This window comes from Glaciimonas sp. CA11.2 (assembly GCF_034314045.1).
Classification (GTDB): domain Bacteria; phylum Pseudomonadota; class Gammaproteobacteria; order Burkholderiales; family Burkholderiaceae_D; genus Glaciimonas.
This window is the reverse complement of sequence record NZ_JAVIWL010000001.1, coordinates 2,954,168-2,979,338: the sequence shown is the minus strand read 5'-3', so window position 1 is coordinate 2,979,338 and position 25,171 is coordinate 2,954,168. Positions and strand designations below refer to the sequence as shown.

General features: G+C 51.2%; 21 protein-coding genes. 11 read left to right on the top strand and 10 right to left on the bottom strand.

The genetic code is table 11. The features are described from left to right. Positions 1-291: 291 nt before the first annotated feature. Positions 292-594, top strand: a complete 303-nt coding sequence (locus RGU75_RS12855; protein ID WP_322236500.1) for an antibiotic biosynthesis monooxygenase — start codon at positions 292-294, stop codon at positions 592-594. Positions 595-840: 246 nt separating this feature from the next. On the opposite strand, the gene RGU75_RS12850 is transcribed toward RGU75_RS12855, so the two are convergent. Beyond that, complete coding sequence (locus RGU75_RS12850; RefSeq protein ID WP_322236498.1) at positions 841-1,065, bottom strand: DUF3563 family protein; 225 nt, start codon at positions 1,063-1,065, stop codon at positions 841-843. Positions 1,066-1,335: 270 nt separating this feature from the next. On the opposite strand from RGU75_RS12850, the gene sbcB reads away from it, so the two are divergent. Next, positions 1,336-2,769 carry an exodeoxyribonuclease I gene (gene sbcB / locus RGU75_RS12845; protein WP_322236496.1) on the top strand — a complete coding sequence of 478 codons (1,434 nt, stop codon included), beginning with the start codon at positions 1,336-1,338 and terminating at the stop codon, positions 2,767-2,769. A 173-nt stretch (positions 2,770-2,942) separates the two neighbouring features. Here the strand turns inward: sbcB and speG are convergent, their stop codons facing one another. Next, on the bottom strand, positions 2,943-3,479 hold the full coding sequence (speG, locus tag RGU75_RS12840) for a spermidine N1-acetyltransferase (protein ID WP_322236495.1): 537 nt from the start codon (positions 3,477-3,479) through the stop codon (positions 2,943-2,945). Between the two features lie 191 nt (positions 3,480-3,670). Then, entirely contained in the window at positions 3,671-6,190 is a 2,520-nt protein-coding gene (locus RGU75_RS12835) for an acyl-CoA dehydrogenase (protein ID WP_322236493.1), read from the bottom strand. Positions 6,191-7,238: 1,048 nt separating this feature from the next. Between RGU75_RS12835 and RGU75_RS12830 the strand changes: the two genes are divergently transcribed. The 4 genes from RGU75_RS12830 to RGU75_RS12815 all read left to right on the top strand — a co-directional run bounded on the left by RGU75_RS12830 (position 7,239) and on the right by RGU75_RS12815 (position 9,765). Beyond that, complete coding sequence (locus RGU75_RS12830; RefSeq protein WP_322236491.1) at positions 7,239-7,949, top strand: hypothetical protein; 711 nt, start codon at positions 7,239-7,241, stop codon at positions 7,947-7,949. A 113-nt stretch (positions 7,950-8,062) separates the two neighbouring features. Then, the gene (locus RGU75_RS12825) at positions 8,063-8,935 is read left to right on the top strand and encodes a neutral zinc metallopeptidase (RefSeq protein ID WP_322236488.1); all 873 of its coding nucleotides are present in this window, start codon (positions 8,063-8,065) and stop codon (positions 8,933-8,935) included. An 85-nt stretch (positions 8,936-9,020) separates the two neighbouring features. Then, a complete protein-coding gene (locus tag RGU75_RS12820) occupies positions 9,021-9,413 on the top strand; it encodes an MAPEG family protein (protein ID WP_322236487.1) in 393 nt (130 codons plus the stop codon). Positions 9,414-9,531: 118 nt separating this feature from the next. Further along, positions 9,532-9,765, top strand: coding sequence for an RNA-binding S4 domain-containing protein (locus RGU75_RS12815; protein ID WP_322236485.1), 234 nt, complete (start codon positions 9,532-9,534; stop codon positions 9,763-9,765). Positions 9,766-9,873: 108 nt separating this feature from the next. Here the strand turns inward: RGU75_RS12815 and RGU75_RS12810 are convergent, their stop codons facing one another. Then, positions 9,874-12,225: a heavy metal translocating P-type ATPase gene (locus RGU75_RS12810; protein ID WP_322236483.1), complete on the bottom strand. Its 2,352-nt coding sequence runs from the start codon at positions 12,223-12,225 to the stop codon at positions 9,874-9,876. 149 nt (positions 12,226-12,374) lie between these two features. Here RGU75_RS12810 and cadR point away from each other — a divergent pair, with 149 nt between their 5' ends. After that, complete coding sequence (gene cadR, locus RGU75_RS12805; RefSeq protein ID WP_322236482.1) at positions 12,375-12,830, top strand: Cd(II)/Pb(II)-responsive transcriptional regulator; 456 nt, start codon at positions 12,375-12,377, stop codon at positions 12,828-12,830. Between the two features lie 226 nt (positions 12,831-13,056). Here the strand turns inward: cadR and pmbA are convergent, their stop codons facing one another. Continuing rightward, positions 13,057-14,421, bottom strand: a complete 1,365-nt coding sequence (gene pmbA / locus RGU75_RS12800) for a metalloprotease PmbA (protein WP_322236480.1) — start codon at positions 14,419-14,421, stop codon at positions 13,057-13,059. Positions 14,422-14,794: 373 nt separating this feature from the next. Between pmbA and RGU75_RS12795 the strand changes: the two genes are divergently transcribed. The 4 genes from RGU75_RS12795 (at position 14,795) to RGU75_RS12780 (ending at position 20,255) form a co-directional block, all read left to right on the top strand. Beyond that, on the top strand, positions 14,795-15,763 hold the full coding sequence (locus RGU75_RS12795; RefSeq protein ID WP_322236478.1) for a tripartite tricarboxylate transporter substrate binding protein: 969 nt from the start codon (positions 14,795-14,797) through the stop codon (positions 15,761-15,763). A gap of 59 nt (positions 15,764-15,822) precedes the next feature. Further along, entirely contained in the window at positions 15,823-17,025 is a 1,203-nt protein-coding gene (locus RGU75_RS12790) for a CoA transferase (protein ID WP_322236476.1), read from the top strand. A 95-nt stretch (positions 17,026-17,120) separates the two neighbouring features. Further along, on the top strand, positions 17,121-18,950 hold the full coding sequence (locus tag RGU75_RS12785; protein ID WP_322236474.1) for an acyl-CoA dehydrogenase family protein: 1,830 nt from the start codon (positions 17,121-17,123) through the stop codon (positions 18,948-18,950). Positions 18,951-19,310: 360 nt separating this feature from the next. Then, on the top strand, positions 19,311-20,255 hold the full coding sequence (locus RGU75_RS12780) for a LysR family transcriptional regulator (protein ID WP_322236471.1): 945 nt from the start codon (positions 19,311-19,313) through the stop codon (positions 20,253-20,255). Positions 20,256-20,345: 90 nt separating this feature from the next. Here RGU75_RS12780 and RGU75_RS12775 read toward each other — a convergent pair whose 3' ends face one another. The 5 genes from RGU75_RS12775 to RGU75_RS12755 are packed head-to-tail and all read right to left on the bottom strand — an operon-like array spanning position 20,346 to position 25,069. Beyond that, positions 20,346-21,269: an enoyl-CoA hydratase/isomerase family protein gene (locus RGU75_RS12775; protein ID WP_322236469.1), complete on the bottom strand. Its 924-nt coding sequence runs from the start codon at positions 21,267-21,269 to the stop codon at positions 20,346-20,348. After that, positions 21,161-22,315, bottom strand: coding sequence for a thiolase (locus RGU75_RS12770; RefSeq protein ID WP_322236467.1), 1,155 nt, complete (start codon positions 22,313-22,315; stop codon positions 21,161-21,163). The genes RGU75_RS12775 and RGU75_RS12770 overlap by 109 nt, the downstream gene beginning before the upstream one ends. After that, the gene (locus RGU75_RS12765; RefSeq protein ID WP_322236465.1) at positions 22,312-22,704 is read right to left on the bottom strand and encodes a Zn-ribbon domain-containing OB-fold protein; all 393 of its coding nucleotides are present in this window, start codon (positions 22,702-22,704) and stop codon (positions 22,312-22,314) included. Before RGU75_RS12765 ends, RGU75_RS12770 begins: the two co-directional genes overlap by 4 nt. 32 nt (positions 22,705-22,736) lie before the next feature. After that, complete coding sequence (locus tag RGU75_RS12760; RefSeq protein WP_322236463.1) at positions 22,737-23,873, bottom strand: acyl-CoA dehydrogenase family protein; 1,137 nt, start codon at positions 23,871-23,873, stop codon at positions 22,737-22,739. Continuing rightward, positions 23,870-25,069 carry an acyl-CoA dehydrogenase family protein gene (locus RGU75_RS12755; RefSeq protein WP_322236461.1) on the bottom strand — a complete coding sequence of 400 codons (1,200 nt, stop codon included), beginning with the start codon at positions 25,067-25,069 and terminating at the stop codon, positions 23,870-23,872. The genes RGU75_RS12760 and RGU75_RS12755 overlap by 4 nt, the downstream gene beginning before the upstream one ends. Positions 25,070-25,171 lie beyond the last annotated feature (102 nt).

Here is a 25,171-nt window from a genome sequence, read left to right as displayed (position 1 = left end):
GAAAAGAATGTAATACAGATGTCATTGTGTGAACTATTTTAAGCACTATCCTGACCAACTACCTTTAGCAATATCTATGCCTAATCTATGCCTATTCACGCCATCTGGTTTAATTTCCTGGTAGCAATACAACCATATCGCTTAGTTCCCGGCAACTATAACCGCTGACTATTATAGATAGGTCAACCTTCAGTACTATCAAATACAAAATTTAAAGCCATTCCTCGGCCGCCCTCCAAAAATGCGACAATTAGGCCTTGTATTCAATCACACAAAATAAACGGAGCCAACATGATTCTTGAACTCGCAGACATCCGCATTCAACCTGGCAAACAAGCCGAATTTGACATAGCGATTCAACGTGGCGTAGCAGAAGCCATCAGCAAAGCCAAGGGCTTTTCAGGCTTTAAAATACACAAAGGGATAGAGTCACCAGAACGTTATGTATTGATGATTTATTGGGAGACATTAGAAAACCACACAGTGGATTTTCGGGAGTCTGCCGCATTTGCCGAATGGCGGGGGATTGTGGGACCGTTATTTGCCGTACCGCCAACAGTCGAGCATTTCTCGCTGTTGGCAAAGTCAAACTAACGACGTAACGGTAGCGTCACGCGCATTACGATATTACAGGTTCGCAGCGATGATCAACGTTGGGCGTGCCCTAATGTGACAATAGGTGCGCGCTACACGCAATGCGTGTCGCAATCATGGGTGGAGGAACCAACTGATGCATTCGCCATTGCGGCGCGTCAAATCAGCTTTTCAACATGGACAACTATTTACTGACGCACTACTTTCAGGAAAGACTTCCCGGATACGTCTTAAAATGACGAAGAGTTAGTAACCCTTCATCCATGCTGCTGACTGTACGGTCTCGCGATCCAATTGACGAATGCGATATTCCAAATCGTACAAATCGGCTGCTTCTGATAAATACGCTTCTTTACGTGCGGCTTCCGACAGTTCGTACGCGTTACCGATGCGCTTGAAGAAAGATGCAATGCTGCCGAAAAAACTGCTTGATTGTGCTGCGCGGGTGGTGCTAATGGTCATCGTAGACATGATATTTTCCTATTTCAATAATTACCGCAAACGGCTTACAATTGTTGCGGCGCACCATCACAATAGCGTTTACAGGGAAAAGTACCAATTTCGAATCCCGATAGCAGTTATCAGCTTTGTGAATTCCAGGGGCTAACACCTCGACTTTCGGCTTTTTAGTAGAACGCTTCAATTGTTGTAAAAAGAGGCTAGTTGTTATAAAAGAACTGTGCAGCATGCAACATTTACTAACCATTCCCGCTCAATCTTTCCCTACAAAATCCAATATTGATGTCCAATCACACCTTTCTCTGGCACGACTACGAAACTTTTGGCGCGCAGCCGCGACGAGACCGCCCGGCCCAGTTTGCGGCAATTCGCACTGATGCCGAGTTGAATGAAATCGGCGATCCGATCATGCTTTATTGCAAACCCGCCCCAGATTTTCTGCCCGATCCGCAGTCGTGCCTGATTACGCATATCACGCCGCAGCAATGTCTGGAACGTGGCGTCCCTGAGTTCCAGTTTGCAGCTGAGATTGAACGCGCCTTTTCACAAGAAGGCACGATTGGTGTGGGTTACAACACGATTCGCTTCGATGATGAAATTACGCGGTTCATGTTTTGGCGCAATCTGATTGATCCTTATGCACGTGAGTGGCAAAATAATTGCGGGCGATGGGACATTCTGGACGTCGTGCGTACCGCGTATGCGCTGCGCCCGGAAGGCATACAGTGGCCCATCAATGACGAAGGCCGGCCGAGTTTTCGTCTGGAGCATTTAACCGCCGCCAACGGGCTAAGTCACGAGGCCGCACATGATGCGCTTTCAGACGTGCGCGCCACCATCGCTTTGGCCCGATTAATTCGTCAACATCAGCCTAAGTTATTCGACTTTTGTCTGGGATTACATAAAAAAGATCGGGTTGCAGCGGAGCTAGGTTTGACGACAAAAAAACCGTTCTTGCATATTTCTGGCATGTTCCCAGCAGAGCAAGGTTGTATTGCCGTGATGTGGCCGCTTGGCGTGCATCCGACGAATAAAAACGAGATATTGGCATGGAATCTGGCCTTTGATCCAAGCGAGTTATTCGATCTTGATCCGGAAATCGTTCGCACGCGTCTGTTTAGTAAAACTGCCGATTTGCCGGAGGGAATGACACGTTTACCATTAAAGTCGATCCATATCAACAAGTCGCCGATGGTCATCAGCAACCTAAAGACTTTATCACCGGAAATGACCGCCAAATGGGGCATAGATCGTGACTTGGTGCTCACACACGCTGATATAGCAGCAAGAGCACCGGATCTAATGACATTGTGGAGGCAAGTATTCCAGCGCCCGGCCGACGCTCCTGTCGATGTAGATGAAGATTTGTATGGCGGTTTTATCGGCAACAACGATCGCCGCACGCTAAACGACTTGCGTGCGATGTCTCCACAAAAGCTGAGTGCCACAGTGCCCCATTTTGACGATCAGCGACTGGAAGAACTGGTGTTCCGCTATCGTGCCCGCAACTTTCCACAAACCTTGTCGGAACAGGAAAGTCAGCGATGGCAGGATCACCGCGCCGCACGCCTGTTTGACGGCAAAGGCGGCGCACGCAACATCGATGACTTTTTTGCGTCTATCGATGCCCTGTCAGAAACCGCCGACGAGCGCGGCGAGGAGATTTTGGGTGAGCTTTACGATTATGTGGAGATGATTGCGCCGGAGCGGGACTGAGGATTTACTGCCGATCAAGCTAAAATTAAATTCTAATTAAGTAAAGTACACATCTGTTTAGTTTTGGTCATCGTTAACCCACGATGACCACATCATATTTGATTTAAAACCTCAAAGATAATTGGCGATTGGGTTGCTCATTTAATCGCTAATCGCTACCCACAGCAAATAGCTCAACGCTGTCGCTTCTCCAAATACTCCACCTGAAACATACACATTCTGATCGCATCGCGGTATTCGCCATTGACGAAAAATTCGCTCCGCAATTCGCTCTCTAAAGTAAAATCACATTTGTCGTAGATGTGGATAGCCTTAAGGTTTTCTTTGTCGACGTATAGATAAAGTTTGTATAAATTGAGTACGCAAAACGCGTACTCAATCGCCAACCGACAAGCGAGTTCTGCATACCCCTTTCCCTGCGCTGCGGGAGCGACGATAATCTGAAACTCTGCGCGTCGGTGAATATAATTGATTTCAACCAGCTCCACTAAACCGACCATCTCTCCCGCATCGCTCTCTAAGATAAACCGCCGTTCACCCTGATCATGAACGTGTTGGTCGTAAAGTTGAACCAGTTCGACATAGGCTTCATAAGGCTCCTCGAACCAGTACCGCATGATGTGACTGTTATTATCGAGTTGATGGACGAAATGTAGATCATTCCGTTCGAGAGGACGCAATCTAACGCCCGGTTTGGTCAATGTGGTCATTATGAGTTTCTATTCAATAATACTGTGGGTATTTCTACTGCTTGAACTTAATACTCTAATTTGTTGCACTAATGTGTTGGTTTAATTTGATTTTGCAGGGACATCACTTTTGAATATATCCTCCTCGTCACAATCCTTTAATATTAATCGCCTATTCAATCCAACTCTATTGATTAGGACTTATGTAAATCCTACTGGTGATATTGCTGAAGCTGGTTCAGTTGCTGTCTTTTTTGGAGTGCTTCCAACCGGTTCAAATCCTGCGGAAAATCATCTACCTGAACACTGATGTCGCCGCAATGTGCAAAATCACTCAACACAACATTTTCCTCCTCAGTGATAAATCCACCAGCCATGGCCTCCGCAATCCAGTGCTGCATTTCAATCAAACTTTGCGGAATCGGTGCTAGATTACCGTCCTTAATCGCTGGCTTCAGACGCGCCTCAATCGCATTGACTGCAGGAATTAACTTGAATGCCAGTTCACCATAAGCAGTCGGCGCTTGCGCATGATCAGGTAAAAATATATCGGCAATCAGGCGATCACGACTAGCACCATCGGTTTGCATTGCCCGCGCCAGCGTGCTATCAAGCGCATCAGATGGTTTTTGGTACGATAATCCAAAGGGAAAAGCCACAAGCCGCAGGATAAACGCCAAAGGTCGGTTCGGATAATTCGCCAACACGCCGATATAAGCCTCTTGCGCTTGATACAAAGCATCTTGCGCAGCCCAATGCACGTAGGGCAAATCATCTTGTTGGCGACCGTCATCTTCATAGCGCTTGAGTACGCTGGAGATCAAATACAGTTGCGATAATACGTCGCCCAATCTTGCCGAAATCCGCTCACGGAATTTGAGGGAACCGCCAAGCGCAAACATCGATGCATCGCTAAGTAAAGCAAACGCAGCCGACAGTCGATTCACCGCACGATAAAAATGTCGCAGTTCCACCGGCGCTGCCTTTGGTGCAGCCAGCCACGTTCCGGCAGAAAGTCCGCCCAACAAGGTTCTGGCGAAATTAGCAAAAATAAAACTGATATGTCCGAAAAAAGCCTGATCGAAATCTTGCAAAGCTTTGCCATCGTCCTGATCCGTGGCAGCGGCCATTTCCTTCAGCACATAAGGATGGCAACGGATTGCACCCTGACCGAAAATAATCAGACATCGCGTCAGAATATTTGCGCCCTCAACAGTGATCGCAATCGGTATTTGTTGATAGGTCCGCGCCAGAAAATTATTCGGCCCCATGCAGATTCCCTTGCCACCGAGAATGTCCATACCTGCATTAACAATCACACGACCGCGTTCGGTCACGTGATATTTGGAAATCGCCGAAATCACCGATGGCTTCTCGCCGCTATCCACGGCCAGCGCCGACAACCTGCGCGTGGCGTCAATCAGATATAGATTGCCACCCATGCGCGCCAGCATTTCGTGAATGCCCTCAAACTTGCCTATTGGAATTTTGAATTGATTGCGCATCGCCGCATAGGCGCTGGTTCCACGCACCGCCATCTTTGAAAATCCTACCGTCGAAGAAGGGAGCGAAATGGCCCGACCAGCGGCCAGACATTCCATCAACATGTGCCAACCTTTGCCAATCTGTGCGCTTCCGCCGATGACCCAATCCAGTGGGATAAAGACATCCTTGCCGGAAGTCGGTCCATTTTGAAATACAGCATCTAAAGGCCAGTGACGACGTCCCGTCACGACGCCGGGATGGTTGGTCGGAATTAATGCGCAGGTTATCCCCAGATCGCCTTCTCCGTGCACCTCAAAGGTGCCATCGGAAGATAGCAATCCGTCAGGATCATGCACCCGAAATGCCAGGCCCAGCACCGTCGCTACCGGGCCTAACGTGATATATCGTTTGTCCCAAGTGACGCGAAATCCCAAAGTTTGCTGACCTTGATGTAATCCTTGGCAAACCACCCCGATATCGGGAATTGCCGCAGCATCGGAACCGGCGTAAGGACTCGTTAAGGCAAAACAGGGGATTTCGTCCCCCGCCGCCAAGCGCGGCAGATAATGGTCTTTTTGAGCATCAGTGCCATATTCCAGCAATAACTCAGCAGGACCGAGCGAATTAGGTACCATCACCGAAATCGCCGCCGCCGAGCAATGCGAGGATAACTTCATGATCACTTGCGAATGCATATACGCCGAGAAAGCCTTGCCGCCGTATTGCTTCGGAATGATCATTCCAAGAAACCCCTTGTCCTTGATAAATTGCCAGGCATGAGGCGGCAGATCTTGCCACACTTCGGTGGTTTCCCAATCTGTAATCAACCCACACAACTGCTCCACTTCATTGTCGAGAAATGCCTGCTCTTCTTCGCTTAAGGCAGGCGGTGCCAACGTCAGCAATTTCTTCCAATCCGGCTTACCGGAAAACAATTCGGCATCCCACCACGTCGTTCCCGCTTCAATGGCATCCCGTTCGGTTTGCGACATGCGCGGGAGAATTCTTTTAAAAATCTTCAGAATCGGGACGGTTAACAAGCGCATCCGTAGCGGCTTAATAGCGACCATCAAAGCAGGTGCCACTAATAACAACGACAGCAGAATAGTCGCGACGAGGCCAATCCGCGCTAACTCAAAGCCTGCAGCGATCCAGAGTGCTATCGCCACCAGCCATATCAAGGCATTGACCCGCAAGGTCATCAGGCCGATACCAATAATGATCAGCGCTGCGATCCAATAAAACATGCTTTCTCCTCTATGAATGTTGCAGGAATTTGCCTTGTCGATCTAACGCCCATGCGATCAATATTCGTCCCTATGACAAAATTTAAATGACACGCAGATACAGCACTAAACTTCAAACTGACGACAAATAGCTAACTTGTATTGAATAAACCGCAATTTCAACTGCAATCAATTGATTTTCTACGATATCTGTTGGTCACTTGCCACTAGGCAAAAGTTCAACTATTTCACAGTATGTTTCAGTGCTGAGGTACGGAGGCCTTCTCAAAATGCGTGTAATTGCACCGTCAATTGAGTGTATGAAAAGATAATTAACCTATCAATTTATTATTTGCAAAGGTTGCGTGCCGCTGATTTAAAAAGGCCAATGACGACTCAGTGCACCCTCGTAAGATTCGTTTCACCATCGTTATGAGAACTTTTACACCAATGCCATTAATCATGATGATGTTCATCGATGGCGTGGCCTTAGAGAAACTAAGTCTTTTCCCTATTAATGGTCCAAAAAGAGGAAAACCTTTGGTGGGCGGTTTTCGTCCGGATTATTATTCCGATGTAGTTTTCCACAATATCTACATCACCAGACGGTACGACCAAACTGATTCTAGATCACCCTATCAACGCACGAGTTTTATGACAAAACGTTTGTGCTTTACAGTACGCTTTCTGCCCCCATGCGAAGCACAAAGATGCGAGGTGAAAGACAAGTAATGTAAATCCTGAACACTATTATTTTTTTATCAGGAGAAATAAGACACCTATGCCTATTACAAGCGTATCTTCACCTTGTTATATCGGACAAGCACTGTCAGTTAATGCGGCAACGCAAAGTTGTTATCCTGCTAGCGCAGGTTCAACCGGTGCGTATGCGTCCGGCCTCAGCAGGAACGATCCCACGTCTTATTCACTTCAAACGATTAATGGGCCACCACCGTGTCCTATTAATGTCAAAGAACGAGAGTGGGACGCACTTCTGGAGGAATTACCCGCCAATCTGACTTTACAGATATGGTGCGATGCGGTATCCAGCGGTTTCTCAAAAACACCAATGGGACAAAACACCGGATGGATGTGGCACGACATTTTGATCGAAAAGAGTGATCTATCTAATTTATCTGAAGATGACCATGCGAGGCTATGCCAGATGTTGGAGGCGCTTTGGGGTGAAAGTATCAACAGTATCGGTTTTCCAACGTTTCAGGAGCAGGCGGTTGAAACGACCGAATATATATTACAGGAGGCTGCAGATAACCATGCGTTATTAAGACGGCTACCCAGAAACAATCCACTCACAATCCTTATTGCCAAACGATTCGACGCTGACGACGGACACCGCTGGGCCGCTCAGCAGCGCACAACCATGCTTGTCAATCAACTTGTCGAAGCACTTCCCTTTCTTTCAGTTCCGGCAAAATATTACGAGAGTTCTACACTTCAAGGTAATCCAATCTCTATCCTGGAAACGACTGGTATATATAAAAAAATTGAACACTTCCTATGGAATTTTGATCAAAAAACGCGTGAAAATCACCCTGAATATTGGTCTACCCGCATAACTGAACCTGTATTTGAACAGATAAAGGAGCATTGGTTTGAGCACATGAAAACCGTCAATCAACGCAATCCTGATGCAGACGCGGCGGAAATGATCAAAAGCTGGGATGAAATTAGCGCAAGTTTAACGATACAACCTTGTCCTACTGTCGATGATATGTTGTCTGGTTTTTGCGTATGTTCGGAACATGCGGACTACGGATAATATTAAAAAATAGCGTAGTGGCCATGTCACTTTAAATTTCTTGACGGTTTGAACACCTTGCCTGATCAGTATTCCGCTAAAATCATCCAGACCGTCAAAAGGGAGATCGCGCCATGAAATGGGATGGAAACCGGGAAAGTGATAATGTCGAAGACCGTCGCGGCGCAGGTGGCGGTGGTGGCTTTGGCGGTGGTCGGTCGATTGGACTAGGGACCATTGTGATCGCGCTGGTAGCGTCTTATTTCTTCGGCGTCAGTCCAATGACAGTCATCAATCTGCTCAGCGGTGGCGGCGCACCCCTCCAGTCCCAGCAGCAAGGTGCTCCGCTTGCGCCTCCTGCAAATGACCAAACTACACGATTTGTATCAACCGTTCTGGCTGACACCGAAGATGTATGGACTGAAATTTTTCGCGCCGGAGGCAAAACTTACATCGCTCCTAAACTGGTATTATTTTCTGGCGCGACCGCAACATCCTGCGGGACTGGCCAAACCGCATCGGGCCCCTTCTACTGTCCTGGCGATCAAAAAGTGTACATTGATTTGACGTTTTTCCAGACGATGAAACAACGCTTTAACGTGTCAGGCGATTTTGCCCAAGCGTACGTCATCGCGCATGAAGTCGGCCATCACGTCCAGAATCTTCTGGGGATTATGGAAAAAGTTGACAAAGCCCGGCGATCAGCAACAGAAAAGCAAGCCAACGCCCTGTCCGTCAAAGTCGAACTGCAGGCCGACTGCCTCGCGGGCGTATGGGCTTTTCATGCTAATAAAGAGCGAAACATTTTGGAGCAAGGCGACGTAGAGGCCGCATTGAACGCAGCCAATGCCATTGGTGATGACGCGCTACAACAGAAAGCCCAAGGGCAAATAGTCCCCGACTCTTTCACCCATGGCACTTCAGCGCAGCGGGTACGCTGGTTCAAACAAGGTATTGCAAATGGTCAAGTTGCAGCATGCAATACTTTTGATGCCCAAATGCTGTAACCTGCCAAAACTTTCTCATGGTCGTCATTGCAAAATGATGACCATCTCCCCTTACAAACTATCTGATTTTTATTGTGGAGTATTCATGACCATCGCTTACTGGTGCGTACTTGTTGCTGGACTAATGGCCCCTTTCACTGTTGCCATTGCCAAATGGGGTCGCCGTGATTTTGACAATAGCGAACCACGTGCGTGGCTTGACAAGCAATCGGGATTACGACGTCGGGCAGATTTTGCCCATCGCAATCACTTTGAGGCATTTCCTTTTTTTGCCGCTGGTGTCATCATCGCGCATCAGGTACATGCAGCACAAAACACCTTAAACACACTGGCACTAGTCTTCATCGCAGCGCGTCTGGTCTATACCGCGTGCTATTTAATGGATAAATCATCACAACGCTCGCTTGCATGGATTGTCGGTTATGCAGCGGTGATCGCCCTGTTCGTTCTCTCCGCGATCTCGCCAGTTGTTCATTGAATACCATAAAAAGTGCCACTTAACCTCCCCACTGACAGAAGTGACTTACCATTGAAGTAACGCTACGAATGCGAGTAAATCTGCCCGTAGCGTCTTTTTATCATTATTGGAATCCTGAATGCAACAGCTTACATTTAATATCGATGGCGAATACGTCGAGCTTAACCAACTATTAAAATTAACCGGCGTGTGTGACAGCGGTGGCGCTGGCAAAGCGATCGTCGCTAGTGGTGACGTAGCGGTGGATGGCAAGGTTGAGCTACGTAAGACATGTAAAATCCGCGCTGGTCAAATCGTCACGTTAGGGGATATAAAAATTCGCGTACTAGCTGCGGATCAAGCGGCTGAATAAACGATTGCCCCGCTCCGTCCTAAAACGGGGCAATCGATATTGCGGCAGCGGTCTTTTGAGCTGCCCATTTTTTATAAATCGTTCGTCTGATTGTTAATTTTCACCGCCCTAACGGAACGCCCGCAATAAACGTAAGCCGTTAAACACCACCAGCAAACTTGCTCCCATATCGGCAAATACGGCCATCCATAACGTCGCTTCCCCCGTCAGGGCGAGCACCAAAAATACGGCTTTGATGCCGAGCGCCAGAGTGATGTTTTGCATCAGCACGTTATGCGTTTTTTTGCTGAGACGAATGAAGTCGGGAATCTTGCGCAGGTCATCATCCATGAGTGCCACATCCGCCGTTTCAAGTGCGGTATCGGTACCGGCGGCACCCATCGCAAAGCCAATGTTTGCTTTTGCCAAAGCAGGCGCATCGTTAATGCCATCGCCAACCATTCCAACCATGCCATAACGCTTAATCAAATCGCTGATAGCGTTTAATTTATCGTCCGGCAACAAATTGCCGCGTGCGTCTGCAATGCCAACCTTCTCGCCGATAGCTTGTGCGGTGTGCGGATTATCCCCGGTCAATATGACCGCCGCTATTCCTATCGCTTTCAACTGTGTAATCGCCTCCACACTCGTATCGCGGACCGTATCGGCGACCGCCAGGACCAATAATGGTGTGGTGGCCGAACACAAGACGATGGTCGTTTTCCCCTGCATCTCCAAGGCTTCTAACTGCGCCTCTAGTATCAGGCTACAAATACCCATATCGTGGACCATGCGGTGATTGCCCAAATAGAAAAGCTGCCCTTCTACACGACCCTTTACACCAAGACCGGTCAATGCCTCAAACTCGCTAACATCGATCAAATCGGTGACATCATTGGTCAACTGCCAATGCGCTGCCACGGCGGTTGAAACCGGATGATCTGAGCGATGGGAAAGGCTAGCGGCCAAACGCTGGTATGCAATCAGGTTCGCTGTCGGGTCTTGAGGCTGGGCTAATTGGGTATCGGTCACCACAGGTTTACCCACAGTCAAAGTGCCGGTTTTATCCAGCGCCAAGGCTTTGATCTTGCGTCCCATTTCCAAATACACGCCACCTTTTATGAGCAAACCATGCTTGGCCGCCGCAGCTAGTCCACTCACCACCGTCACCGGTGTCGAGATCACCAATGCGCAAGGACAGGCAATCACGAGCAATACCAAAGCCTTATAAATCCATGGATAAAATGCGGTCCCCAACACTAGCGGCGGTAACACCGCCACCAGCAATGCCATCAACACCACGGCGGGAATGTAATACTGCGCAAACTGATCCACGAAGCGCTGCGTTGGCGCGCGCTGGCCTTGTGCCTGTTGCACACTTTTGATGATGCGCGATAAGGTCGAATTGGCTTGTAGCGCCGTGACTTTATAGTCAAATGCGCCACGCTCGTTGATTGTGCCCGCAAATACCTGATCACCGGATTGTTTGACCACCGGCATACTCTCACCGGTTATCGGAGCCTGATTAATCGTGGTCTGACCAGCCATGACGATACCGTCAAGCGGTACGCGTTCGCCTGGCCTGACGCGGACCAATGCTGCCATGACGACCTGAGCGGTAGGAATTTCCTGCCAGCTGCCAGCTGCATCTTGTACCGTCGCCTTATCCGGGGCCATTGCCATCAATCCCTTGATCGCATTACGGGCGCGATCCAACGACAGCGCTTCGATCATTTCAGCCAAGGCGAACAAGAAAATCACCACCGCCGCTTCTGGCCATTGGCCGATGACCGCGGCACCAATGACGGCCAGCGACATGAGGAAGTTCATATTCAGCGAAAAATTCCGGAGCGCAATCCAGCCCTTTTTTAACGTATCCAGGCCACCAGTAAAAATTGCCAACAGCGCCAATCCAATGACGAACCAGGAAGTTTCATTGCCACTAGTCCACGCTACGACTTCCGAACCGACGGCTGCGATCCCCGACACGCCGATCAATAGCCATTTACTACGCGCAATTTTAAAAGCGCCGTCGCCGAGTTCAGCGCTCAATCCGGTTATTCCCGTCAGCGTGTCGGACTTCAGGGCCGGGTCAAGATCAAGGGCCTTCAAAGAACTGATAATGCTCGCTACTGAATCCAGATGATGCTGCACCGTTAGTTCGCGCTGGATCAGATTGAACTGCATCCCGACGATACCGGCCATGTTTTTAAACCGGTCACGAATTAATTTTTCTTCCGTCGGGCAATCCATCTTTTGAATTAAAAACACCGCTTCCGCGCTTCCAACTGCCGCTCCGGCACTCAAAAATGGTGCATTGACAGATTGACCATTAGTGGATGTGGCAACCGGACCATGGTCGTGATGGGCGTGGGCACACTCGTGGGCGAGCTCGGCATGATCCTGCACATGTTCTTGCGAATGTGCGCGCTCGGGGTCATGCTGGTGCGCGTGCTTATGGTCGTGTTGACAACTTCCCATGCATCTCTCCTCAATTCAATATTTGATCGTCTTGCGTATTTAAAACCCTGAAGCTACTATAGAGTCAAGCGTTAGCTTTGAAAATCGCAAAAAATGTTATTTAAGCAAATTATCGTTGCCGAACGTAACCTAAGAGAGGTAAGGAAAATATGACTACCACCACACTCAAAATCGGTGAGCTATCTACGCACGCGGGGTGTCCCATTGAAACTATTCGGTATTATGAAAAAGAAGGATTACTGCCGCTAGCGGCTCGGTCGCTTGGCAACTACCGTTTGTATGGACCTAGCCACGTAGAGCGTCTGCAATTTATCCGCCATTGCCGATCATTGGATATGACACTTGAGGAAGTGCGCAGTTTGTTGCAGTTCAGGGATTTGCCGGAAGAAAATTGCGAGAAAATTAACAGCCTTTTAGATCATCACATCGACCACGTTGCTAACCGTATTGCGGAGCTTAAGGCGCTGCAATTGCAGTTAAAACAGTTGCGCAAACAATGTCATAGCGTGCAGGCAGCTAAGGATTGTGGAATTTTGCAAGGGTTGGCGAATATGGAGGATGAGCGAGTCGTTAATTTGGGCAGCCACGGTGGCGGCTGTCATTAAGACGTGGGATATTGAGAGTCCCTTCGGATTTGTAGGCGAACGATGCGATCTTGGTGACTAATACTTATGGGCAATGAGAAATCAGGAATGAGGGCATAAATAAGATGGTGTAAATAATTATCTCGATCACGCCCGCCTTCCAGTGAAGGCAATATAAATGCATGCCAATAGACATCTATATTGTTCCACCCTGATTAAACTACGACAACCGACACTAGCGCTCGTTTTAATTTCCCGCCACAGTCATGCTCTCAATCAAAATCGAGCCGGTCAAACTACTTCCCCGCGTCAATGTGTCGGCACCAATCGCCACAATCTGCGCCAACATATCCTTCATATTTCCGGCAATCGTGATTTCCTCAACCGGATACTGAATCACGCCGTTCTCAACCCAATAACCTGATGCGCCGCGGGAGTAATCACCAGTGACATAATTCACTCCCGACCCCATCAACTCCGTCACCAATAAGCCAGTATGCAACTTCTTCAACATTGCCTTGAAGTTATCACTCGCTACCGTCAGTGAGGAAGTAAGCGCCAAATTATGTGATCCACCCGCATTGCCCGTAGTCGTCATGCCTAGCTTGCGCGCTGAATACGTCGACAGAAAATAGCCTTGTACCACGCCGTCTTTCACCACGTCGCGGCGGTGCGTTTTAACACCCTCATCATCAAATGGCGCAGAACTGACGGCACCAATAATATGCGGATCTTCGACGATCTGAATGTGTGATGCAAAGACCGATTTGCCGAGGGTATCAAGCAAGAAAGTCGACTTGCGATACAACGCACCACCGGATACGGCTTGCACGAAAGCACCCAACAAACCCGACGCCAGCGGCGCTTCAAACAGCACTGGACACTTACGTGTATCAAGCTGACGCGCGTTCAAACGCGCCAATGCACGCTCTGCCGCGTAACGTCCAATTGCTTCCGGTTTGGCTAACTTCTTAGGATCACGCACCGATGAATACCAACTATCACGCTGCATTTTTCCACCTTTTCCAGCGATCGGTGAGACCGACAAAGTATGCCGCGAGAATGGGTAACCGCCCATAAAACCGCGTGAGTTGGCACTGACAAAATGCGATTGTTGTGCATAGACGCCGGCGCCTTCGCTATTGGTAATCCGCTTGTCAACGGCAAACGCCGCTGCCTCGCAACGCTTCGCCAACTCCACCGCTTCTTCGGTCGTTATCGACCAAGGCGTGCACAATTTCAGGTCACGCGGTTGCGTTTCCAGCATCTCTGCATCGGGCAAACCGGCGCAATCGTCCTCTGCAGTAAAACGCGCAATATTGTATGCCGCATCGACAGTATCTTTTAACGACTGCGCCGAAAAGTCCGACGTGCTGGCGTTGCCGCGTCGCGTGTGCCGTTCCTCACCCAGATACACGGTCACGCCTATGCCTTTGTCTTTATTCTGCTCGATAGTCTCAATACCGCCCTTGCGTACACCAACCGAAAGCCCGCTGCCTTCACTGATATCGACGGCAGCATTGGAAGCGCCTTTTTCCCTTGCATAGCGCAAAACATCTTGTGCAAGTTGTTTTAATTGGTCTTGAGAATGGAGAAATACGGATTCGCTCATATGCTGGTTTTCTTTAGTGTTAGTTGGGGGACAGAAGTCATTCGTAAGGATGCAAAAACTTTCGCCGCGATCACTGCACAGTTTAACCCACTCCTTCCTATAACTAATCGATGACCTGCAAAGCACATGTTTAACAGTCCCCGTCCGCGCTATCGCGAGCGATTTGTCAGGCGACAGGGATGTGCCGCTTCCAGCCAGCAAGGGTTAGGAAAGAAGTCTCCAATCCTGATCCGAGGCAATCATTTTCCGCAGGGAAACTAGCAAGATATCAACCTTTTGCTAATAACAGAAGTCAAATAATTAATTTTACTCCACCAATATTTCCACGCTAGTATCGGCCGATCGCCACCATTCGTGAAAATGTGAGGAATTAATGAGACGTAGTGCCGTTACTGGATTTATTTTAGCCGTTCTGACGATGACATTATCACTTGCAACGGCGGCAGAAGATTTCCCATCAAGAATGATTACCATTGTCGTACCTTTTCCAGCCGGAAGTGCCACGGACAGCATTGCACGTCGATTGGCTGGAGATTTAGGTAAAGATTTCAAAGTTCCCGTCGTCGTAGAAAACAAGCCTGGCGCCGATGGTAATCTTGCAGCGCTATTTACTCTTCGCGCAAAACCGGACGGTTATACAATTTTTGTAACCACAAACTCTACACAAGCCGCCAATGTAAGTCTTTATAAATCAATGCCATTCGACCCCAAGGCTGATTTTACGGCGGTCGCGGGACTTGTAACCATTCCTATGCTGCTCACGGTAAGGGCTGACTTCCCAGCCAAAAATATCGCTGAATTCATTGCTTTGGCAAGGAAGAGCACGCCCCCTCTGACATTTGGTAGCGGCAATCAGACGGGTCGGGGGGCTGGCGAATTGTTGAAAGCAAGACAAGGAATCGACATGCTGAACGTGCCTTATACCGGCGCGCCTCAGGCCTTGACCGACTTGATCGGCGGGCGCATTGACTGCTTCATCGCCGACCCGGTTAGCGCGACAGGTTTAGCGCAAAAGGGCTTAATACGTGTATTGGCGGTCACTAGCTCGAAGCGAATCGCGACAATGCCGGACGTCCCGACCTTAGCCGAGAGTGGTCTGCCCGGCTTCGAATTAATCGCCTGGGTTGGAGCCTTCGTTAATGCAAAAACTCCGCGTTCGGTTGTCACCAGACTTAATGCATCCATGAACACCGTTCTCACTGATCCTCCGACAGTTGGTTTTCTGGCGACAATTGGCGCAACGCCATTCACGACTACCCCCGAGCAACTTGCTAGCTTTGCGGAAGCAGATACAAAGCGATGGGCCCAGATAGTGGAAGTAGCGCACATTGAAAAAAAATAGGCATCGTCACAGTCTTGCGGTAACCACGCGCCTCATTTCTCGGCAGAAAGGCAATCTTCATGACTAACGTAGGCGGACCGCTCGCGGGAATACGTATTATTGATATGACTTCGGTATTAATGGGGCCATTCGCAACCCAAATCCTCGCCGATTACGGTGCGGACGTCATCAAAATTGAGAGCGAAGATGGTGATCTGTTCCGCCTGGCTGGCGCGATGCGAAACCCCAAGATGGGCGCGCTATTTCTCCAAACCAATCGTAACAAAAGAAGTGTGGTTCTTGACGCGAAGACCGAAGAGGGACGTTCTGCGCTTTTAGCGCTGTGTGAAGACGCGGATGTTTTTGTCAGCAATATTCGTCCATCCGCGTTAAAACGCTTGGGAATGGGGTACGAAGATGTCAAGGCCCGCAATCCCGCTATTATTTACGCTTCGTTAGTCGGTTATGGACAGCAAGGTCCATACAAGGACCGTCCGGCATATGACGATCTGATCCAGGGAATATCGGCGATACCATCCTTAATTAGCCGCACGCAGGATAGCAAACCACAATATGTCCCAATAACGATGGCTGACAAGGTGGCCGGACTTTCAGCGGCCCACGCGATATTGGCGGCACTGGTTTACAAAGAACGCACTGGCTTAGGACAAAGTATAGAAGTGCCCATGTTCGAGATCATGACGCAATTTGTATTGACCGATCATATAGGCGGACATTGTTTTGAGCCTACCACCGGACCGGCTGGCTACAACAGGCTTTTAGCGCCCGACCGCAGACCATATGAAACCAAGGATGGGTTCATATCACTGCTCGTTTATACGGATGAACACTGGAGGAAGTTTTTCCAGATACTCGGTAGGCCTGAAGAGTACGCAAGCTCACCCATATTTAACGATCACGCGACCCGCACGCGCAGCTATGACGAGGTGTATCGTTATCTGGCAGCTGTTGTCAAAACCAAGACGACCGATGAATGGCAGACCGCGCTGGAAAAGTACGATATTCCATGGGCGCCCATGCATAGCATTGAGGGCCTGATTAATGATCCTCACCTCAAATCGGTAGACCTGATCAAGACCATGGAACATCCAACAGAAGGCAAGATCAGGATGATTGCGCCTCCGATCACGTTCAGTCTGACGCCTTGTTCCGTTTATCGTCTTCCACCGCAATTGGGAGAGCACACGGATGAGGTGTTCAAAGAATTTGGTATCACGCCGAAGGAAAAAACAGAGACATTTTCGGATGTTGAACGCAGTTAGACCAGATTCCATCCGTTGCGCGTAGATCTGTTGACGATGGATGCGACTGCGTCGACGACACATCGCGATAGTACAAACATATTGGAGGACATGACATGGCAAACGATGTACCCAGCAATGATGTAACTGGCAGTAATGTAACCAGCAATCGCATCGATCCGTTTACGCCCAGTGAAAGTGAACCCGGATTCGACCCAAATGACTTCGGTCATATTGCTCCCGATTGTCAAGGTCTGAACTTCTACGAAATCGATCAAAGTCTCCAGGCCTCCGTACGCGTCCATGCGGGTCCGAAAGCATCTCAGCACTTCGCGCCCTGGTTTACGCGCTTGGGCGAGGCGGTTGGCGGCGATCTGGACCGACTGGCAAGAATTGTGGACCGTAATCCGCCGGTGTTGGAGCAGCGGGATCGATACGGCCGTGATCGCGACAGCATTACCTATCATCCCGCCTATCGCCAAATGGAGAAGATAGGCTTTGAAGATTTTCAGCTTCATTCCATGTCGCATCAATCCAATTTCTTTGGTTGGGAAGGCACAGTGCCGTCCGTCGTCAAGTACGCGGCCCGCTATCTTTTTGCGCAATCCGAGATAGGGATGATGTGTCCGTTAAATATGTCCGATGCGACCATTCATGTGTTGAAGACGTTCGCGAGCGAAGAACTCAAGCAGCACTTGCTTCCCAAGCTGCTTGCGCCCAAGCTCTCTGAGTTGTGGAAAGCGACGCAATGGATGACCGAGAAAGCGGGTGGGTCGGATGTTGGCGCACTAGAAACGGTTGCACGTTTTGAGAATGGCGTTTGGCGTCTTTACGGCGAGAAGTGGTTTGCCTCTCACACTGACGCGGAACTGGCCCTTGTACTGGCGCGGCCAGAAGGCGCACCAGCAGGCATAAAAGGGGTCGCCATGTTTGCTGTGCCCCGGTTTCTGACCAACGGTGCGCGCAATAAGTACCGCATTATCCGAATGAAGGAAAAGATGGGAACCAGATCATTGGCGACCTGCGAAGTGATGTTTGAAGGTGCTGAGGCCTACGTGGTCGGTAAACTCGATCAGGGAATCAAGCAGATGATGGACGAGGTCAACATGTCGCGTTTGTCACATGGCGTGCGGGCTGCCGGACAGATGCGTCGCTGCTTCAATGAAGCGATTCATGTTGCCCGCAACCGCAGCGCCTTTGGCAAGACTTTGATCGATCTGCCTCTTATGCGGCGCCAGATCGTAAAGATCCTGGTGCCAGCGGAACAGGCTCTCTCCTTATCCATGTTCACGGCAGCGCAGTTCGACCTCGCACGCTCCGGCTCTAAAGAAGCCCAGGATATTGTGCGGATTTTGACACCCCTTTTAAAAATCCGAGCATGCCGGGACACGATTATTGCTGCACGCGCCTCGCTTGAATCGCGTGCAGGAAACGGTATTGTCGAAGAGTGGGTCAACTCAAAGCTGGTCCGCGACGCGCACATCAGCCTGGTGTGGGAAGGTACAAGTAACATCAATGCCATTGATGTCGTGAGACGAGCGATAGGACAGGTGGGTGCCCATAAAGCGCTGAAGGCGCTGCTCCTGGAGCGGGTCCAGCAGGTGAAGGAATTGCCAGACAGCTTCAGATCGCGTCTTCTCAGCGCGCTAAACAAGAGCTTCGACTTTGCCGTCAGAGTGGCATCTTCACCGGCCAATGAACATTTGGCCCGCCAGGCCTCTAGCGGTCTATACAACGCGGCAAGTGCGGCGATCCTGGCATGGGAGAGTGCGCAAGAAAATGGTGATCCGCGCAAGTTGCTGGTTAGTCGCTTTGTCCTCGAACACCGGTTGGAGCCGATCGATCCCTTGTCACCTCCAGATGGCGAATGGGAACGTGCAGCATACGCGATCCTTTTGCAGAACGAATGCACGGTATCGCTCCCCGATATCGTCGCTCTGGTATAAGACGAACGCCTTGAGAAAGAGTCGACGACGAACAAACAAGTCGCCAACACCAAGGAAGTTCTGGTCTAGTTGCGGCCCGTCACCTGCCTGGCGAAGCCTTCGGGCATCGCCCAATAGAGCCAAGTGATTACCTGATCGGAAACACTCAAATCTCCTAGAAGTTGAGTCTGCAAAAATGCGTGTTTTATTGCAGTTTTTCAGACTCATACCATAGCAAAACTGAAGTAAGACAAACCCAACGTATGGAGTAATATTAATAATTCGACTTCTGTCAGTAGAACGCAAGTGTAGACTTACGGTTTCCTCGTTAGTCTCTGCCAAGGCAGGAACGCGATACTAACTTACTTGAGTCATTAGAAAATGATTGATATCTCCTCTCGCGTCTTGCGCGCAATGATTGCGCTCGCCGAGTTACGCAATTTTTCCTTAGCCGCGGAGCGGTGCCACGTCACCCAATCGGCGCTCAGTCAGATGGTGCAAAAGCTTGAGGGAGACGTCGGTTTGCAACTCGTCGACCGCAACCGCAGGAACGTAGGTTTCACGGCAGAAGGCTTGCGGTTTATCGCCACCGCTCAGCGGGTAATGCACGAACTCGATGAGATTGACCATGATTTAAAAGAACATGCTTCGGGTCGAAGAGGGCGAGTCAGCATTGCTGCTCTGCCATCGCTGGCAGCCCATTGGCTACCTCAAATGATGGCTAAATACTCACACGAATTTCCCGGAATCGAGCTCAATCTTTTTGATGTAGCAACTCAGCGCGCATTGGAACTGGTGCGTACGCGACAAGCCGATTTTGCCGTAACGGCAGACGGCCCCGGACGGCCTGGTCTGGAATCGCGTTTGCTGTTCAAAGAAAAATTTTTCGTTGTATGTCACAAGACACATGCCCTTGCGCAAAAAAAATACTTAGCGCTTTCCGACTTGAGTGGCTATCCCTACATCAGACTCGTCCGAACCGGCAGCATTGCGCAATACCTGGAAAGTGCGCTACGAACCGTCAATTTGATTGATACCGGTCTTGAGGTCGACCAGGTCTCGACAGTTGCTGGTCTGGTAGCTAGCAATCTCGGCGTGAGCGTGGTTCCCGAACTAACGATTCCCTACTTCGACGGTAAGCATGTTGTGGCGATTCCTATCACCTCTTCCGACCTTAATCGTCCCATATATCTGGTCTGGCCCGTGGATCGTAAGCAGTCGAAGGCAGCCCAGCAATTCATCGATCTTCTGGATCAAAATGAACTACCGATGCAACTAAAAGTGCGTCCCCATAGTAGTGCTCTTGCCGCAGTGCAAACGCGGTGATCGCGTCAGAACGCACAAAGATAATCACAGTTGACTAGAGCGAGGCTGGAAAAGTCGGCTTCTTTATTTAAAAGTGGTGGGCTGGCGCTGTTAATACCCCTTGAACACGGGGTCTCGACGCGCCGCCATCGCAGCCACGCCCTCCTTGAAATCCTGCGTGAGCCAATGCTTGTCCTGCTCCTCGGCCTCGCGGCCCATCGCAGCCTCGACCAACGCTGCAAGGCCCTGATGCAACGTTTCTCGGGTCGACACCAGTGCAATGGGAGCACTGATGGCGATCTCCCGCGCCAGTGCCTGTGCACCCTCGAGCACCCGCCCATCTTCGACCAGCACATCGGCCAAGCCCATATCCAGCGCCTCGACTCCCCCGATGCGGCGGCCTGTATAAAATAACATTGCGGCATTTTGAGGGCCGACCAGACGTGGTAAGGTGGCCGTCAAGCCAAAGCCGGGGTGGATCCCTAGTCGCAAAAAGTTGGCCACCATGCGCGTACCTGGACTTACCACCCGGAAGTCGCCCACCAAAGCAAGGCCCAGACCGCCTCCCACCGCCGCGCCCTGTACGGCGCACACAATGGGTTTTTTGGTTCGAAACATCTCCAGCGCACGGCTGTACAAACGTTTGCCAATTCCTTGAGAGCTAATGCTGTCATTGGAAAAATCGGCGCCCGCGCAGAAAGTCTTGCCACGCGAAGCCAGCACTACCACCCGACATTCATCCGATGTGTCCAGATAGCGCAGCGCATCGACCAGCCCCACTATCAGGGATTCGTCAAAGAAGTTATACGGTGGACGGCACATCTCCAACGTGGCCACACCCGCATCAATCGAGAGTGCCAGTTCAGGATGCAACGCAAAGTCCTTGAAAGACGAGTCAACACCCGCAGTAGTGCTTAAATTCTGACTCATACGGTCTCCGCAGTACCAAGAATGACGGTGGCCTGACTGGACAGCACGCCGCCATTGCCGTGCGCAAGCGCCAGCTTGGCGTTGGGCACCTGGCGCGCGCCACATTGGCCGCTTAATTGCTGAAACGCCTCTACCACAGTGAACAGGCCGTACATGCCAGGATGTACACAGGAAAGGCCCCCGCCGTTGGTATTAACCGGAAGTTTGCCACCCGGCCCAATGCGTCCACCTTGAACAAATGCGCCACCCTCACCTTTCTTGCAGAATCCCAGGTCTTCGAGGAACAGGATGGTGTTAATGGTAAAGGCGTCATAAAGCTCGACCACATTGATGTCCGAGGGTGTGTAGCCAGCTTGCGCAAAGGCGCGTTCGCCCGACAGTTTGGCGCCTGTCACGGTCAGATCAGGCATGCTCGCGATATCGCGATGGGTGGTCTCCGCCGCTGCGCCCAGCAAGTAGGCCGGTGTGGCAGACAAGTCGCTGGCGCGATCCGAGCGGGTCATGATGATGGCAGCTGCGCCGTCAGTGATGAGGCAACAATCCAGCACGCTCAACGGTTCGGATACCATGCGCGAGCTCATGTACATGGACATATCCAGTGGTGTGCGAACAAAGGCTTCGGGATTAAGCTGCGCCCATCCACGGGCGGCCAGGGCCACCGCGCCAAGTTGCTCGCGGGTCGTGCCGTACTGGTGCATGTGCCTGGCTGTGGCCAGCGCGTAAGACGACGATGGGAGTAGCGGTTTGTAAGGTTTTTCGTATACCGACGATTGAAACGGCGTCATCAGCTTGCCGGAAGCACTGCGCTGGTTGCTGCCGTAGGCTACCAGCGCCACGTTGCACTGTCCGGTCGTGAGGGCCAGCGCCGCCCACATCATATGGGTCAGAAAAGCGGAGCCACCCGTGCGATTGTTGTCTGTCACTTTGGGATGGATACCGAGGTAATCGGACAGGGTCAGGCCGGATAACATGTCGTCCGGCGTAGCCACAAAAACACCATCGATGTCACTGGGTTTCAGATTTGCCTGCTGCAACGCCTTGGAAGCGGCCAGCACGGCCAGGTCCATGGAGGAGAAACCAGGCGCCTCACCGATTCCGTAGGTAGCTGCACCAACGACGGCCGTTTGACCGCGGGGAAATGCGTCTTTCATGTGGATGCTCCAGCTGGCTGCGCCTTGTTTTCAGTTGAAACGAAGACAACCACAGCTTGGTCGTTCTCCTGCACGATGCGGGCCTTCACCCGCATCCCGATCTTGATTTGCTCGAATGGCATTCCGTCGACGCGGCTCATCATGCGCGGTCCTTCATCGAGGTCAATGAGCACAACGTTATAACTCTCTTCGAGCGTGCGTTTGCGGATGACTGTCACAGAATACACAGTTCCAGTCCCGATGGCAGGCACCCACTCCAGATCGGTGGCCCCTGTCCTGGGTTCAATGACGCGCGGATAAAACACATAGCCACCGGTTGACCTGCTGTGCAGGATCATGAAGTGGCCTTCCTGCAAAAACCGCAAATAATCTTTTTCTGGTTGAATCATCGAATCCTCTTGGTATCTCAGTATCTATGCAGTCAGCCCTGAAGCGCGGGCGCCATGCTGCGCTCAGTCAAGGAAGGCCAGAATGCGGCTGCGCCCTGAGTAATTGCAGCACGCCCCAATGCCCGTGCCCATGTTGCGTCACTGCCAAATTCTTGTCGCCACGACCACAGGCGCAAAGTAGTGTGATGCAGGGAATGCTCTTGCGTGAAGCCAATCGCGCCATGAAACTGGTGTGCGACATCAGCCAATCGACTGGCTGCCTGGCCGACACGCACCTTGGCTACGGCAACATCGAAAGTAGTGGTGCGTGCTTGCTGCGCCGTGTTCAGAGAGGCAAAGGCCACTCGGGTCGCCACCTTGGCCGCAACCATCTCGCTGGCCGTTACCGCCAAGCCATGCTGGATCACCTGGTTCTTGCTCAGCGGCTTGCCGAACTGCACACGGTCATTGGTATACTGCACCGTTAGTTCCAACGCACGTTCAAGCGCTCCCACCAGCATCGCGCTGCGCGCCATGGCACCAAGGACAAACAGAGGTTGCTCAAGAGCTGGCAGTGGATTATCAAACAGGGTCTCAACCGTTACAGCGTCCAGTTGCAACACATCACGTGGCTCACCGGCCATGTTAGTGCCCTGGACGACAAGTACGCCCGCACCACCCAAGTTGATCAGCGCCAATTGATGCGCGCCACTGGCATCCCCTATCGGAACCAGCGCATAGGCACAAGACCTCGCCCAAGCAACGCCATGCAAGACACCGGACACCTTCAGTTCTGCCTCCGCTGCAAGCACCACCCGCCCAGTTTCGGCGATCGTGATTGGGCCCTGTGGCACCGACTTGCCAGCGCGGCTGAGCAAAGAGGTGGCGATCATGGTTTCGGCCAGCGGCAGCGGCATGCTCCAGCGGCCGATGGCAGCCAACACCGCATAGACGTCCGACCACTGCGCCTCGCTGCCACCCGCCTGTGCCGAACACAGTGACAGGGGCAAGCCAGTGTCTTCAAGTAGTTGCCACAGTTCGGCTGGCCATTGACCATTCTCAGTGCTGCGTAGCAGCGCGGCATCGATATGGTCTGAGAATAGGCGCTGCACGGTTTCGCCAATCATGCGCTCGAACTCGGACGGCTCCAGACTGATGCCCGCCCCCGACATGCTTGATATTGTGTTCATCGCAAACCCATTCCCCGGGCAATGATCCCGCGCAAAATTTCTGGTGTGCCGCCACGTAAAGTAAAGGACGGTGACGAGCGCAAGGTGTACGACAGCACCTCACGCAATGAAGAATTGAGTGCCAGCTTGTCGCCAAATAAATCCTGGGCCAGCTCAGGAATCAGCTTTTCCAGCCTGGCACCCTGATCCTTGACCACCGAGGCAGCAACAGCCGGATTGTCTCCACGTGCCAGCATGCCCGCAATACCAATGGACATCTGGCGCAAAGCGCCATAGTCGGCCACTAGCCTGCCCAACGCAACAGCATGACGATCATCTTCTACATCGGCAGCCTGCAGCATTTCCAGCATCAACTCGGTGCTGCTCATATACCGCTCAGGACCACTACGTTCAATGGCCAGTTCTGCCGTCACCTGCTTCCATCCATCCCCCTGTTGGCCGATCAGGTTTTCCTCTGGCACCCAGACATCTTCCAGAAAGACTTCATTGAACTCATGCTCGCCGAGCATGTTGCGTATAGGTTGCACCGTGATGCCTGGCGAGGACATATCAATAAGAAATTGCGAGAAGCCGGCATGACGGTCTCGACCGTCCGGCACAGCGGCGGTCGACACAGCGGTGGCCGACACAGCGGTGGCCGACACATCGGTACGCACGAAAGCGATCATGTATCGCGCTCGTTGCGCACCTGTCGTCCAAATCTTGCTTCCTCGAATGATCCATCCACCGTCACCTCGCACTGCTTTAGTACGAATCGAAGCCAGGTCTGAACCAGAATCGGGTTCGCTCATGCCGATGCAAAAATAAGTATCCCCTCGGGCAATTTCAGACAGCACTCTGCGTGCCAAGGTATCAGGCGCAAAGCGCAGCAACAGCGGACCGCTCTGGCGATCAGCCACCCAATGCGCCTGTACCGGCGCACCTGCAGCAAGCATCTCCTCCAACACTACGTAACGTTCCAGCGCGGAAAATTCACCCCCGCCGACGCTGCGCGGCCAAACCATGCCGATCCAACCTCGCTCACCCAGCTTGCGGCTGAAGTCCTCGTCGACTCCCATCCAGCTTTCAGCGCGCTGGAGCGCTGTGCGTTCGCCCAACTCTTCCCGCAAGAAGGATCGTACTTCCTTGCGTAAGGTCTCGCATCTCTCACCCAAGGTACAGGGAGTGATGTCCAAAGCCTGTATTCCACTACTCATTGCATAGCCCTTTCCTGTACCAATGACCCGAAAATAATTCTACTCTTGTCGGTAAGTGACGAGATATTGATGATGCAGCTAGATTCAGCATCGCCCCTCTCG

Bases quoted from the DNA above. Each gene is read 5' to 3' on its own strand.
- RGU75_RS12760 (WP_322236463.1), bottom strand. From the start codon at position 23,873: ATGAACACAATATCAAGCATGTCGGGGGCGGGCATCAGTCTGGAGCCG.
- speG (WP_322236495.1), bottom strand. From the start codon at position 3,479: ATGACCACATTGACCAAACCGGGCGTTAGATTGCGTCCTCTCGAACGG.
- pmbA (WP_322236480.1), bottom strand. From the start codon at position 14,421: ATGAGCGAATCCGTATTTCTCCATTCTCAAGACCAATTAAAACAACTT.
- RGU75_RS12780 (WP_322236471.1), top strand. From the start codon at position 19,311: ATGATTGATATCTCCTCTCGCGTCTTGCGCGCAATGATTGCGCTCGCC.
- RGU75_RS12790 (WP_322236476.1), top strand. From the start codon at position 15,823: ATGACTAACGTAGGCGGACCGCTCGCGGGAATACGTATTATTGATATG.
- RGU75_RS12795 (WP_322236478.1), top strand. From the start codon at position 14,795: ATGAGACGTAGTGCCGTTACTGGATTTATTTTAGCCGTTCTGACGATG.
- RGU75_RS12755 (WP_322236461.1), bottom strand. From the start codon at position 25,069: ATGAGTAGTGGAATACAGGCTTTGGACATCACTCCCTGTACCTTGGGT.
- RGU75_RS12775 (WP_322236469.1), bottom strand. From the start codon at position 21,269: ATGTGGCGCGCGCCAGGTGCCCAACGCCAAGCTGGCGCTTGCGCACGG.
- RGU75_RS12830 (WP_322236491.1), top strand. From the start codon at position 7,239: ATGGGACAAAACACCGGATGGATGTGGCACGACATTTTGATCGAAAAG.
- RGU75_RS12815 (WP_322236485.1), top strand. From the start codon at position 9,532: ATGCAACAGCTTACATTTAATATCGATGGCGAATACGTCGAGCTTAAC.
- cadR (WP_322236482.1), top strand. From the start codon at position 12,375: ATGACTACCACCACACTCAAAATCGGTGAGCTATCTACGCACGCGGGG.
- sbcB (WP_322236496.1), top strand. From the start codon at position 1,336: ATGTCCAATCACACCTTTCTCTGGCACGACTACGAAACTTTTGGCGCG.
- RGU75_RS12785 (WP_322236474.1), top strand. From the start codon at position 17,121: ATGGCAAACGATGTACCCAGCAATGATGTAACTGGCAGTAATGTAACC.
- RGU75_RS12835 (WP_322236493.1), bottom strand. From the start codon at position 6,190: ATGTTTTATTGGATCGCAGCGCTGATCATTATTGGTATCGGCCTGATG.
- RGU75_RS12765 (WP_322236465.1), bottom strand. From the start codon at position 22,704: ATGATTCAACCAGAAAAAGATTATTTGCGGTTTTTGCAGGAAGGCCAC.
- RGU75_RS12770 (WP_322236467.1), bottom strand. From the start codon at position 22,315: ATGAAAGACGCATTTCCCCGCGGTCAAACGGCCGTCGTTGGTGCAGCT.
- RGU75_RS12810 (WP_322236483.1), bottom strand. From the start codon at position 12,225: ATGGGAAGTTGTCAACACGACCATAAGCACGCGCACCAGCATGACCCC.
- RGU75_RS12855 (WP_322236500.1), top strand. From the start codon at position 292: ATGATTCTTGAACTCGCAGACATCCGCATTCAACCTGGCAAACAAGCC.
- RGU75_RS12820 (WP_322236487.1), top strand. From the start codon at position 9,021: ATGACCATCGCTTACTGGTGCGTACTTGTTGCTGGACTAATGGCCCCT.
- RGU75_RS12850 (WP_322236498.1), bottom strand. From the start codon at position 1,065: ATGTCTACGATGACCATTAGCACCACCCGCGCAGCACAATCAAGCAGT.
- RGU75_RS12825 (WP_322236488.1), top strand. From the start codon at position 8,063: ATGAAATGGGATGGAAACCGGGAAAGTGATAATGTCGAAGACCGTCGC.